Genomic DNA, 12580 nt, shown 5'->3' on the forward strand with positions numbered 1-12580 from the left:
GGGCAGCTCAGCGTGACGAAGGACCGGGCTTACGGGCTCGGTCCTTCGCCTTTACCCGGAGGCCCGAGGCGATCAGCCGGCGCACCAGTTCGTTCGACGGCACGGGGGCCGCCCCGGCGGCGATCAATCGCTCATAGGCGCGGGCAGGCACGTCATAATGGTCGAGGTCGAAACTGCGCGGCGGAACGTCATTGCGTTTCGCGAAGGCGTGCAGCTCCTCGATCGAAGAATCGCTCACTAAATGTGACCAGAACGTGTCGTGTGCCGGCCAGTCGGCCGGGTCGATCAGGATGGTCATGAGACAATCTTAGGAACGTGTCGAGAGAGCTCCGGTCGCATTTGTGGCTGAAGAAGTAATCGAGTAGAGTTGACCGTTGGTGTGCGTTGTTCAATCCGCGCATCACACAGGTTTTCTGACACCGACAGGTCATCCCGTTCGCGGGGTGCCGAACGGTACAGATCAACCGGTGCAGGTCTCGAGCGGTGTGGATAATCATCCGGACTCGTTCAATCTGTACAGGAGTTGTCTGAAACATCGGGCAGTGACTGTCCGAAATATGTTCACCGGAGTGTAGAGCTCCCCAAAGATAGGTACGAGTAGTGGTTTACGCAGTTGTGCGCGCCGGCGGTCGGCAAGAAAAGGTAGAGGTCGGCACCATCGTCACGATGGACCGGATCAAGGCCAATGCAGAAGGCAACGTCGAGCTCGCTGCTGTCCTGCTCGTCGATGGCGACAAGATCACCTCTGACGCGGGTTCGCTCGCCAAGGTGACCGTCACGGCAGAGGTTCTCGGCAACCTCCGCGGTCCGAAGATCGTCATCCAGAAGTTCAAGAACAAGACCGGTTACAAGAAGCGTCAGGGGCACCGTCAGGAGCTCACGCGCGTCAAGATCACCGGCATCAAGTAAGGCATCGAGGAGAAGAACAGATGGCACACAAGAAGGGTGCGAGTTCCACTCGCAACGGTCGTGACTCCAACGCACAGCGTCTCGGTGTCAAGCGCTTCGGCGGTCAGGTCGTCCTCGCGGGCGAGATCATCGTCCGCCAGCGCGGCACGCACTTCCACCCCGGCGTGAACGTCGGGCGTGGCGGCGACGACACGCTGTTCGCCCTCTCGGCCGGCGCGGTCGAGTTCGGCAACAAGGGCGGCCGCAAGGTCGTCAACATCGTCGCATCGGCTGCCGAATAAGCATCGATTCGCCGGCGGCGCGATAACGACGCCGCAGTGATTTCTGACAGTGGGCGAGCCTCGGCTCGCCCACTGTTTTTTTGGCTACAACACCGTCGGACGACATCCGGCGAACAAATGAGGGTGAAGGAGGTGGGCTCGTGGCGACATTCGTCGATCGAGTAACACTGCACTTGCGTGCGGGTAACGGCGGAAACGGTTGCGTTTCGGTGAAACGCGAGAAGTTCAAGCCCCTCGCCGGCCCCGACGGCGGCAACGGCGGGCACGGCGGCGACATCGTCCTCGTCTCCGACACGCAGACCACCACTCTGTTGGCCTACCACCGCGCACCCCACCGTCACTCTCAGAACGGCGGCGCCGGCATGGGCGACCACCGCGCCGGCTTCATGGGCGAAGAGATGGAACTCGCCGTTCCCGTCGGCACCGTCGTGAAAGACGCCGACGGCAACGAGCTCGTCGACTTCGTCGAGCCCGGTATGCGCTTCGTTGTCGCCCCCGGCGGCCAGGGCGGCCTCGGCAACGCGGCTCTCTCCAGCACCAAGCGCAAGGCGCCCGGCTTCGCCCTGCTCGGAACCCCGGGCTGGGAAGGCGATGTCTTCCTCGAGCTCAAGATCGTCGCGGATATTGCGCTCGTCGGTTACCCGTCCGCGGGTAAGTCCAGCCTGGTCGCCGCCATCTCGGCCGCCAAGCCCAAGATCGCCGACTACCCCTTCACCACGCTGCACCCCAACCTCGGCGTCGTTCAGGCCGGCGAGGCGCGCTACACCGTGGCCGACGTGCCCGGTCTCATCGAGGGTGCCAGCGAAGGCAAGGGCCTGGGGCTCGAGTTCCTGCGTCACGTGGAGCGGTGCTCCGCCCTGCTGCACGTGCTCGACTGCGCCACGCTCGAACCCGGCCGTGACCCGCTGAGCGATCTCGACATCATCCTCAACGAGCTCGGCAAATACCCGGTGCCCGAAGGTCAGACCCCGCTGCTCGAGCGCCCGCAGCTCATCGCGCTCAACAAGATCGACGTGCCCGAAGGCCGCGAACTCGCCGACTTCGTCACGCCCGACCTCGAGGCGCGCGGCTACCGGGTATTCGAGATCTCGACCGTGAGCCACGAGGGCCTGCGTCAGCTGTCCTACGCGCTCGGCGAGCTCGTCGAGACCGAACGCCGCGCCCGCGAGGCCGAAGCCGCCGCGCGTCCCCGCATCGTCATCCGTCCGCAGGCCGTCAACGACAGCGGCTTCAAGGTCGTCGTCGAGGGTGGAACCTACGGCAACGTCTACCGCATCCTCGGCGAGAAGCCGCAGCGCTGGGTGGCTCAGACCGACTTCACCAACGACGAGGCCGTCGGCTTCCTCGCCGACCGCCTGGCCAAGCTCGGCGTCGAAGACCAGCTCTTCAAGGCGGGTGCCGTCGCCGGTTCCACCGTCGTCATCGGACCCGGCCAGGGCGTCGTCTTCGACTGGGAGCCCACGCTCACCTCGACGGCCGAGCTCATCACCACGCCGCGTGGTGCCGACGCCCGACTCGACGATAACTTCCGTCCCACGCGCAACCAGCGCCGCGAGAACTACTTCGAGCGCATGGATGCCAAGGCCGAGGCGCGAGCCGAGTTGGCGCGCGAGCGCGAAGCCGGGCTGTGGAACGTCGACGAGGAGAACGATGCCGAGGCCGATTCGGCACCGACATCCGGCCCCGACGGCGCCGAGCACGAGGGTTCCTCCGAGGAGAAAGCCGAGTAACCCATGGCGCAGGCTGTGCAGGTGCGCGGGCGCGGCGATATCGCCGCCGCCCGGCGCGTCGTCGTGAAGGTCGGGTCGTCGTCGATCTCCGGTGAGAACGCCGGGCAGATCGAGCCCCTGGTCGACGCGCTCGCGCGGGCTTTCGGGCGGGGGGTCGAAGTCATCCTGGTGTCTTCTGGTGCCATCGCGACCGGCATGCCGCACCTGCGCCTCGACTCGCGCCCGACCGACCTCGCCACGCAACAGGCGGCGGCCGCCGTCGGGCAGAACGTGCTCATCTACCGCTATCAAGACAGCCTGCGGCGCTACGACATCGTCGCCGGTCAGGTGCTGCTCACCGCGGGCGACCTCGAGAACCCGACGCACCGCAGCAACGCCGAGCGTGCGATGGAACGGCTTTTGTCGCTCCGTATTCTGCCGATCGTCAATGAGAACGACACGGTCGCCACGCACGAGATCCGCTTCGGCGACAACGACCGGCTCGCGGCCCTCGTCTCGCAGCTCGTGCGCGCCGACGTGCTCGTGCTGTTGAGCGACGTCGACGCGCTCTACACCAAGCCGCCGTCCGAGCCGGGAGCCGTGCGCATCGACAACGTCGCCGTGGGCGAGCAGCTCGAGGGTGTCTCGTTCGGCGATTCGGGGTCGGGCGTCGGCACCGGGGGAGCGGCCACCAAAGTCTCCGCCGCGCGACTGGCAGCGGATGCCGGCACCGCCGTCCTCGTCACGGCCACCGCCCTGGTCGAGCAGGCGCTCGAGGGCGCGCCCATCGGCACCTGGTTCGAGCCTCAACCGCGCTAGGCGTCGAGCGACACGATCGCACCCGCTCGTCGTTGGGCGCCGTAACGGAACCCGCGCGTCATCCCATCGTCGCAGTCGCCCCCGCTCGTCGTCTGGCTCCACAGTCCCACCTACTCATCGCCGGGCCGTCACACGGTGTCGCCCCGGCGCCCCGATCGCTAAACTCGGGTCATGACTCTGGCAGCCGATGTTTCGCAGCACGTTTCCGGTGACGACAGCCCCGCGGCGGCCGCGGCGGGCGGGCCCGTCGACGACGTGGTGTCGGGTGTGCACGAGCGGCTGATCGCGGCGCGTGCGGCATCCCGCATCCTGGCCGGTTCGACCGGAAACCAGCGCGTCGCCGCCCTGCACGCCATCGCGGCGGGCATCGAAGCGAACGTCGAGCGCATCGTCGAAGCCAACGCGCTCGACCTGCAGGCGGGCCAGAAGAACGGTCTCGCGCCGGGGCTCGTCGACCGACTGCGTCTCGACGAGTCGCGCCTGCACGGACTCGCCGCGGCCGTGCGACAGATCTCGAGTCTCACCGACCCTCTCGGCCAGACCGTGCGCGGCAGCACGCTGCCCAACGGGATCAAGATCGATCAGGTGCGCGTGCCGTTCGGCGTGGTCGGCGCGATCTATGAGGCGCGGCCCAACGTGACCATCGACATCGCCGCCCTCGCGCTGAAGAGCGGCAATGCCGTCATTCTGCGCGGTGGCACGGCCGCCGAGAACAGCAACCGGGTGCTCGTCGCCCTCATCCGCGAGGCGCTCACGAGCACCGGGCTGCCCGCTGAGGCCGTCGACACGATCGACGATTTCGGCCGTCCCGGTGCCGCCGAGCTGATGCGGGCCCGGGGCCTCGTCGACGTGCTCATTCCGCGGGGGAGTGCTGCACTTATCCAGACTGTCGTGCGCGATTCGCAGGTGCCCGTGATCGAGACGGGTGCGGGGGTCGTGCACATCTTCCTCGACGCGTCGGCGCGCGAAGACTGGGCGGTCGACATCGTCGAGAATGCCAAGGTGCAGCGCCCGAGCGTGTGCAACGCCGTCGAAACCCTCCTCGTGCACCGGGATGCCGCGGCGCGCGTGTTGCCCCAGGTGCTCGAGCGCCTGCGTTCCTCGGGTGTCACCGTGCACGGCGACGCCCGCACGGCCGCCCTCGCCCCCGACGTCGCCCCCGCCACCGAGGCCGACTGGCAGACCGAGTACATGACGCTCGATATCGCGGTGCGCATCGTGGACGACCTCGACGAGGCCCTCGAGCACATCCGCCGCTACTCCACGGGCCACACCGAGTCGATCATCACCGACGACGTCGCGTCGGCCGAGCGCTTCCTCGCCGAGATCGATTCGGCCGTCGTCATGGTCAACGCCTCCACGCGATTCACGGATGGCGGGGAGTTCGGGTTCGGCGCCGAGGTCGGCATCAGCACCCAAAAGCTCCACGCCCGCGGCCCCATGGGGCTGCCCGAATTGACGAGCACCAAGTGGATCGTGCGCGGGTCCGGCCAGGTTCGCGCCTAGCGGGTGCCGAGCCGGTACACTACTACGAGGCTCTTTTGGCGTGATCACGCGCACGGGGCCGGGAAAAACTTTCGAACGGAGAACTGATGTCCTTTGCGACCATCGTGCTGGCCGCGGCCGAAGCGCACGTCGAGCTGCCCATGCCGACCTTCATGTATGCGCTGATCGCCGCCATCATCTTCATCCTCCTGGGCCTGGCCACGTTCTCCTACCGCGATGTCGCCAACCGCCACGCCGCCAAGGCCAACGCCCGCGCGGGCCGGGTTCACGACCACGACGTCTCGGGCCACGGCCACTAAGTCGGGCGCTAGATAGCAGTCGACGACCTGTGACTTCCGCCGCGAGCACCACCCGGCCACGCATCGGCGTGATGGGTGGAACGTTCGACCCCATCCACCACGGTCACCTGGTGGCGGCCAGCGAGGTCGCGCAATCGTTCGGCCTCGACGAGGTCATCTTCGTTCCCACGGGCAGCCCGTGGCACAAGCAGACGGTGACGAGCAGCGAGCACCGTTATCTGATGACCGTCATCGCCACGGCATCCAACCCGCAGTTCACCGTCAGCCGCGTCGACATCGACCGGGGCGGGCCCACATACACGATCGACACTCTCCGGGATCTGCGCAAACAGCGGCCCGACGCCGAGTTCTTCTTCATCTCGGGTGCCGATGCTGTGGCCCAGATCCTCGGCTGGAAAGACCACGACGAGCTCTGGTCGCTGGCGCATTTCGTCGCTGTGAGTCGTCCGGGACATCCGCTCAACATTTCGGGGCTGCCACAGCAAGACGTAAGCTTGCTGGAGGTTCCTGCGCTGGCGATATCGTCTACCGACTGTCGAAGCCGGGTTAACCGGGGTTTCCCGGTCTGGTATTTAGTTCCCGACGGTGTCGTGCAGTACATCACCAAACACCACCTTTACCGGAGTAGCCCATGAGTTCGAACACCGACGAGCCACAACTCACCCGCCGCCAGATGCGCGAGCGGCGCGGGGTCGACACGCAAGGCGTGCCCATCGTCGGCGCTGCCGAGGGTTCCGCAGACTCGGGCGATGCCGCGAAGACGGTTCCGGCCGCCGCACCCGCCACCCGTTCGCGTCGCGTTTCCACGTCGGCTGCCGTCGCCGGTGGTCAGATTCCCGACGTTCAGGCGGCCGAGCGAGCCGCTGCCGATGCATCCACCGACGCCGAGAAGGCCGAAGCTGCCCGGCAGACCGCACCCACTCTGTCCGTCGAAGAGATTGCCGAGCTCGAGAAGCGCGCGCAGGCCGGCATCCCGTTGACCCGGCGCCAGGCTCGCGACCTCGAGAAGGCCAAGACCGCTTCGGTTCCCGTGATCAGTGCGGCGGATGCTGCGGCTCACCGTGCTGCGACGGCCGCGGCCACCGCGGGGGAGACGCCGGCGACGAACGGTGCCGACACGAGCGACGCAGACCAGCGCGACGAAAGCACGAGCAACGCCGACGCGGGCGATGCTGCCACGAGCGACGCTGCCGAGAACGACGCTGCCACGAGCGACGCTGCCGAGAGCCAGGTAGCGCAGAACGCCGCGACCCAGACCGGTGCTGGCAAGAACGCGGCCGACGCGACCGCGGACGACACGAGCAACGCCGAAGTCGACGTGGCCGAAGAGCCGACGCCCACGAAGTCCTCGAAGCGTTCGAAGCGCGCCGAGAAGAAGGCCGCGCAAGAGGCCAAGCGTGCGGAAGACGCAGCGCGCGAGGCTGCAGCCGCCCAGGCTGTGCCCGACGTGGCTGCAGAAGATGCATCGGCGGCCGCTCCGGTCGCCCCCATTCGTCCCGCCTTCATCGGCAAGCCGGCCGCCGCCGCCCCTCTCATCGAGAGCCTCGACTCCACTGCGGATGCCGGCGAGCAGGCATCCGGCCGCCCCGGACCCCGTCGTTCGAGCTACACGCCCGTCGGCGCCGACGACAGTGCAGCGACGTCTACCAGCGAGACGACCGACGCCGAGATCGTCGACGCCGAAGCGGAGTCCCCGTCTCAGGCGTCGGGCGCGTCAGCGAACCGCCCCGAGACGATCGTCGTCCCCGAGGTCGTCGACAGCTCGGATACGGACGAATCGACGAAGAACGACGATTCGTCGGCCGCCGAAACCGCTGACGCGGAGGCTGCTGCCGACGCCGACGCCGACGCCGACGCTGAAGCGCCCAAGCTGGCCGAAGGTTTCGGCGAGCAGGTGCTCGATTCGGGCAGCGCGGCCAGCACGGCCGTGCCCCACGATCAGCCCTTCGACCGCATCATCGCTCGTGGTGTGGAAGCGGCCGAGGCGCAGGCCGCCTCGAATGCGCTCATCCTGCCCACCATGCCGTCCAACGATTCGCTCACCGGTCCGATCTCCTCGAACGGCAACGTGATCGTCACGGGTTCGATCGACCTGCCCGCGAGCCTGTCCTCCACCGGGCAGCACCCCAACTACTTCGACAAGGCCGAACTCGACACCATGTTCGAGGCCGACGAAGATGCCGCGCCCGCAACGGCCGGCACCCCCGTCTCGGCTGCCCGCGCCGTCAGCACGCACACGCAGACCGGCGACGTGATCAACCCTCCGGCACCCAGCCGCGACCACCGCCTGCTCATCATCCTGGCCATCACCGCCGGAGCCCTGCTCACGGCCGTGCTCGCCGTGGTGATCGTCGGCTTCGTCGTGGGTGCCTTCTAGCCCTCCCTCGTATCAACGCACCGCCCGTGGCGGCGCAGGGGGGTCATCCCACCGTGAAAGGATCCACACCGTGACCGCACGCGACACCTCGCTCGAGCTTCTGGCCATCGCCGCCGAAGCCGCCGACTCGAAGGGTGCCGACGACCTCGTCGCGCTCGACGTGTCCGAGCCCCTCCCGTTCGTCGACGTCTTCCTGTTGGCCACCGGCCGCAGCGAACGCAACGTCCAGGCCATCGCCGGCGAAGTCGAAGACCAGCTCAACCTGGCCGGGCACAAAACCTTGCGCCGCGAGGGCCACGGCGCCGGCCGCTGGGTGCTCATCGACTTCGGCGACCTCGTCGTGCACGTGTTCCACGAGGAAGAGCGCATGTTCTACTCGCTCGAACGCCTGTGGAAGGATTGCCCCGTTTTGCCCCTGCCCGAGAAGGTCACGCAGTCGTCGGCAGAAGATCTGCGATAAGTGCCGTCTCGATTTCGTCTTCGGCCGATTCGTGTAGTAATCTAAACAGGTTGCTTCGAGCGATCGGAGACAAAATCTGGGTCTGTGGCGCAGCTGGTAGCGCACCTGCATGGCATGCAGGGGGTCAGGGGTTCGAGTCCCCTCAGATCCACCAAAACATGAAATATGGTCTCGCAGAATCTTCTGCGAGACCATATTTTTTTGCTCAGAACGCGTCGAATATGGCGACACGACAACGACGAGACATCCCGTTGTGAAATCTTTCGGGAGCCACGTCTGCGCGCGGCTCAGCCGCGATACTGGATGACCGCTCGCCCCGCCTTGAACAGGTTCTGACCGACGGTCGCCGGGTCGCTGACATACCCCGAGATCATGGCGCCGTCGCGCAGCATCATGAGCTCTTCGGCCACCGACTCCGCATCGGGAACCCCGATCTTCTCGAGTGCCTCGCGTGCGGTGCGAATGCCCCAGCGGCGGTGTTCGTCGACGACGACGCGCACGGGATGTTCGGGGTCTGGGTATTCAGCACCGGCGTTCAGGAAGGCGCACCCACGGAAACCCGGTGTGCACGCCTCGTCGCCGAGCGCGCGAGCCACCAGGCCGAGTGCGATCGAGGGATGGTTTGCCGCCCGCGCCAGCACGTGACTGATGCCGGCGCGCTCCCACGCGGCGCGATTTTCGAGGTAGGCGACCACGAGGTCGTCCTTCGAGGGGAAATACCGGTAGAAAGTGACCTTCGTGATGCCGGCGGCCTGAATGATCTTGTCGGCGGAGACGGCTCGGATGCCCTCCGCGTAGAACAGTGCTGTCGCGGCGTTGAGGATGCGATCGCGCACGGGCAGGGGGCGCGCGTCGAGCGAACCCTCGAGTGTCGCGCCGGTTGGCTCGCCGAGCGGCTCAATCGGCTCGATCGGTGCGTGGGCGACGGGCTGCGTCATGAAAACCCCTTTTTGTGCGGGCGGTCGAGCATGCGACACGCCGGGTGGTGCAACATGCGTTCATCTGCCAGCGAGCCGAGGGTTCGCGCGACCGCAACCGATGAAACCCGATCTTATCAGGGGTGTTGCGGTGCGGGCGGGAGCTCGGTGCTCCGGCATCCATCATCGTTCAGAAGAAGTTTCCCGAAACCGGAATAGAGATCCATTTACATGTGTTTGCATAGTTCGGTGGCGATGAGCCCGCCACGGTCCGATATCCGGATCACAGAACGAACAAGGAGCACCTCATGACGGACACCATCGACATTCCCGGTTACAAGGCCGGCACCTGGGTCATCGACCCCACCCACTCCGAAGTCAGCTTCAGCATCCGCCACCTCATGATCTCGAAGGTCCGCGGCACGTTCGACCTCTTCGAGGGCACCCTCGTCACGGGCGAGAACCCCCTCGACTCGAGCGTTACCGCGCACGCCAAGGTCGAGTCGATCAACACCAACGAGCCCAACCGCGACGGCCACCTGCGCACCGGTGACTTCTTCGAGGCCGAGAAGTACCCGACCATCGACTTCGTCTCGACCGCCGTTCGCCAGGAAAAGGGCGACTTCAAGGTTGACGGAAACCTCACCATCAAGGGTGTCACCAAGCCCGTCACGTTCGACTTCGACTTCGGTGGCTTCAGCCAGGACCCGTACGGCAACTACAAGGCCGGCGCGACCGCTACCACCGTCATCAACCGTGAAGACTTCGGCCTGAACTACAACGCTGCCCTCGAGACGGGCGGCGTGCTGCTCGGCGAGAAGGTCACCATCACCATCGAGCTGCAGGCCGCGCTCCAGGCGTAGTCTCACCTCGTCGGCCCACAGAGGCGACACGGATGTCGGCGCCACAGGTGCCCGTCATCCCCTGACGAATCGTCAGCCTGTCGCCCCCTGGGGCCACACAGAAGCGGCGGAGAATCCCTCGGGACTCTCCGCCGCTTTTCTGTGCCCGGCGCCGCTCAGGAGTTCGCGCCCACGATCTCTTCGCGCACGCGCCGCAGGTCTTCGAGCAGCGAGCCGATCAGGATCCAGTGGTCGGGATGCGGCCTCTGGATGACGAGCGGCGCGGTCAGCGCGGGGATCTCGGCCGTCACCGGTTCGGCATCCTCGTCGCGGTCGTCGCCGGCCGGGCGATCGAGCAGCCGCAGGTCGTGCGCGGCCCGGTGTAGCTCGCGCGCGATCTGCTGCACGGTCGATTCCTCGGAGAGGGTGGCGTCGTAGTGGTCCCGCACGGCCCGGGTCATGCCGATCGTGCGGGTGACCACGGGGGAGAGGCGGTCGAGCAGCTCGCGAATCTGGCGCAGCTCGTCGCGGTGGGTCGACCGACGCGGGTTTAACGTGAGTGACTCTTCGCCCTTCGACAGGGACTCGACGGCCTTGTCGCGCATGGGGCGCAGCAGCCGGGCTTCGATCATGGCACCCTCGACGGCGCTGTGGCTGTGCGGCGTGGCGAGGATGTCGGCGAGGCGGTCGAGGCTCGCGGCCAGTTCGGCGACGAGGGCTGCGGCATCCGCTCGGGCCGGGCCGATCATGACGGGCGGCACGATCAGGGCGTTCACGATGACGCCGATGGCCGCACCGATGAGGGTCTCGATGATGCGGTCGACGGCATAGCTCGGGGTGGTCGCCCCGATCGACAGCACGAGCATGGCGCTGATCGGGATCTGATTCGACGAGCCGGGGGTGAGACGCAGCGCCCAGCCGATGAGGATCGACACGACGATCGCGGCGAGCACGATCCAGCCCTGCTGGCCGAAGACGATGCCGATACCCGACGCGATGAGCACGCCCGCGATGACACCGACGCTGCGCTCGACGGCCTTGCCCAGCGACTGGTTGACGCTCGGTTGCACGACGAGCAGGGCCGCGATGGCCGCGAAGATCGGCAGCTGGCCGGGCAGAACGGTGATGGCCACGAACCAGGCCGCGATGGTGGCGACCGACGTCTTGACCGCCTGGATGAACGGCAGGCGCTTGGGGGTGCGGATGGGTGTCGCAAGGGTCAGCGACCGCAACCGGTTTTTGCGAGCCATCCCGTTCTCCCTTCGCATCGGTTCTCGGGCTGGTGTGCGACCCGAATGGCATCGATTGTCGGGCCGTTGCGCGACCCGAGGACGCTTCCTAGGACAGATCGAACTCCGACAGGCGGTCGAGCAGCCCGGCGCCGTCGGGCGCGTAGATCCAGCGTGCCTGCGAGGGGGCGTGCTCGTCGGGCTTGGAGCGCCCACCGGCGAGGACGGCCTCACCCGGGGACAGCTGGCGGATGGCGACACCCGCGACATGTTCGGGGCGCTCCTCGGAGAACGCGCCGTAGATCTCTTCGTCGTGCTGGCCGTCGTCGCCCACGAGCAGCCACCGGATGTCGGGGAACTCGTCCGCGAGCCGGCGCAGGTTCGTCTCCTTGTGCAGCCGGCCGCTGCGGAACCAGCGGTCGTGCGTTGGGCCCCAGTCGGTCAGCAGCAGGGGGCCGGACGGGTAAAGGTTGCGCGACAGGAAGCGCGTCAGCGTGGGCGCCACGTTCCAGGCGCCGGTCGACAGATAGATGACGGGCACGGTCGGATGGCTGCGGGTCAGCCGCTCGAGCATGACGGCCATGCCGGGGACGGGTGTGCGCGCGTGCTCGTCGAGCACGAACGTGTTCCACGCCGCCACGAATGGACGGGGGAGCGCCGTGACCATGACGGTGTCGTCGACGTCGGAGATGACGCCGAGACGCGTGCTGGGGTCGACGATGTAGACGCGGGCCTCGACGGGCTCGGTGTCTTCGGTGCCGAGCGTGATGCTCTGCCAGCCGGGCGCGAGGTCGGCCGTGACGACGACGTCGACGACGCCCCCGCGGTCGGCCTGCACGCGGTGCTTCGTGTCGCCGACCTGCACCCAGACATCCGCCTCGACGACGGGGATGCTCGTGAAGCTGCGCCACCCGCGAATGCGCTCATCGGGCTTGTCGAGGTCTTTCTTGGGAGCGGCGACCTTCGGCGGCGTGAGCACGACGCGCGCGAGGACGCGCACCCAGGTGGTGGAACCGTAGCCCGTGAAGGGCACGACCGTGGCGATGTCACCGCGTTTGCGGGCGCGACGGTGGCGCCAATCTTGCACGGCGTCGTCGATGCGGGCGGCGCGGTGAAGCGTTCGTCTAGCGTGGGCGACGAGGGGTGCGTCGGGGGAGCGGTCGCTGTCGTGGGGCACCCGTCAAGTCTGTCATGTCTGCGGCCCCTGCCTCGGGGGTTGCGTGCGACGAGGG

At 67.2% G+C, this 12580-nt stretch carries 14 protein-coding genes and 1 tRNA gene; 11 read left to right on the plus strand and 4 right to left on the minus strand.

Annotation, left to right across the window (positions count from 1 at the left end; genetic code table 11):
- Positions 1-7 precede the first annotated feature (7 nt).
- Positions 8-298, minus strand: coding sequence for a DUF4031 domain-containing protein (locus ACUWEX_RS06925; RefSeq protein WP_445997532.1), 291 nt, complete (start codon positions 296-298; stop codon positions 8-10).
- A 302-nt stretch (positions 299-600) separates the two neighbouring features.
- On the opposite strand from ACUWEX_RS06925, the gene rplU reads away from it, so the two are divergent.
- The 10 genes from rplU (at position 601) to ACUWEX_RS06975 (ending at position 8514) form a co-directional block, all read left to right on the plus strand.
- Positions 601-909: a 50S ribosomal protein L21 gene (rplU, locus tag ACUWEX_RS06930; protein ID WP_077053349.1), complete on the plus strand. Its 309-nt coding sequence runs from the start codon at positions 601-603 to the stop codon at positions 907-909.
- Positions 910-929: 20 nt separating this feature from the next.
- Positions 930-1190 carry a 50S ribosomal protein L27 gene (gene rpmA / locus ACUWEX_RS06935; protein WP_077053348.1) on the plus strand — a complete coding sequence of 87 codons (261 nt, stop codon included), beginning with the start codon at positions 930-932 and terminating at the stop codon, positions 1188-1190.
- Between the two features lie 140 nt (positions 1191-1330).
- Positions 1331-2920: a GTPase ObgE gene (gene obgE / locus ACUWEX_RS06940; protein ID WP_445997533.1), complete on the plus strand. Its 1590-nt coding sequence runs from the start codon at positions 1331-1333 to the stop codon at positions 2918-2920.
- Positions 2921-2923: 3 nt separating this feature from the next.
- Positions 2924-3718, plus strand: a complete 795-nt coding sequence (gene proB, locus ACUWEX_RS06945; RefSeq protein ID WP_200811493.1) for a glutamate 5-kinase — start codon at positions 2924-2926, stop codon at positions 3716-3718.
- A gap of 171 nt (positions 3719-3889) precedes the next feature.
- Positions 3890-5224: a glutamate-5-semialdehyde dehydrogenase gene (locus ACUWEX_RS06950; RefSeq protein ID WP_445997534.1), complete on the plus strand. Its 1335-nt coding sequence runs from the start codon at positions 3890-3892 to the stop codon at positions 5222-5224.
- An 86-nt stretch (positions 5225-5310) separates the two neighbouring features.
- A complete protein-coding gene (locus tag ACUWEX_RS06955; RefSeq protein ID WP_079727429.1) occupies positions 5311-5523 on the plus strand; it encodes a hypothetical protein in 213 nt (70 codons plus the stop codon).
- Between the two features lie 29 nt (positions 5524-5552).
- A complete protein-coding gene (gene nadD, locus ACUWEX_RS06960) occupies positions 5553-6158 on the plus strand; it encodes a nicotinate-nucleotide adenylyltransferase (protein WP_079727430.1) in 606 nt (201 codons plus the stop codon).
- Positions 6155-7900 (plus strand): hypothetical protein, encoded by a 1746-nt coding sequence (locus ACUWEX_RS06965; protein WP_445997535.1) that lies wholly within the window; start codon positions 6155-6157, stop codon positions 7898-7900. Before nadD ends, ACUWEX_RS06965 begins: the two co-directional genes overlap by 4 nt.
- A 70-nt stretch (positions 7901-7970) precedes the next feature.
- On the plus strand, positions 7971-8360 hold the full coding sequence (gene rsfS / locus ACUWEX_RS06970; RefSeq protein WP_079727432.1) for a ribosome silencing factor: 390 nt from the start codon (positions 7971-7973) through the stop codon (positions 8358-8360).
- Positions 8361-8438: 78 nt separating this feature from the next.
- A tRNA-Ala gene (locus ACUWEX_RS06975) sits at positions 8439-8514 on the plus strand.
- Between the two features lie 133 nt (positions 8515-8647).
- Here the strand turns inward: ACUWEX_RS06975 and ACUWEX_RS06980 are convergent.
- Positions 8648-9298 (minus strand): TetR/AcrR family transcriptional regulator, encoded by a 651-nt coding sequence (locus tag ACUWEX_RS06980; RefSeq protein ID WP_445997536.1) that lies wholly within the window; start codon positions 9296-9298, stop codon positions 8648-8650.
- Positions 9299-9585: 287 nt separating this feature from the next.
- On the opposite strand from ACUWEX_RS06980, the gene ACUWEX_RS06985 reads away from it, so the two are divergent.
- Complete coding sequence (locus tag ACUWEX_RS06985) at positions 9586-10140, plus strand: YceI family protein (protein ID WP_077053343.1); 555 nt, start codon at positions 9586-9588, stop codon at positions 10138-10140.
- 155 nt (positions 10141-10295) lie between these two features.
- Here the strand turns inward: ACUWEX_RS06985 and ACUWEX_RS06990 are convergent, their stop codons facing one another.
- Positions 10296-11369 carry an FUSC family protein gene (locus ACUWEX_RS06990; protein ID WP_445997537.1) on the minus strand — a complete coding sequence of 358 codons (1074 nt, stop codon included), beginning with the start codon at positions 11367-11369 and terminating at the stop codon, positions 10296-10298.
- A gap of 88 nt (positions 11370-11457) precedes the next feature.
- Entirely contained in the window at positions 11458-12525 is a 1068-nt protein-coding gene (locus ACUWEX_RS06995; protein ID WP_445997538.1) for an App1 family protein, read from the minus strand.
- Between the last annotated feature and the right edge of the window lie 55 nt (positions 12526-12580).

This window comes from Okibacterium fritillariae, from assembly GCF_052783725.1.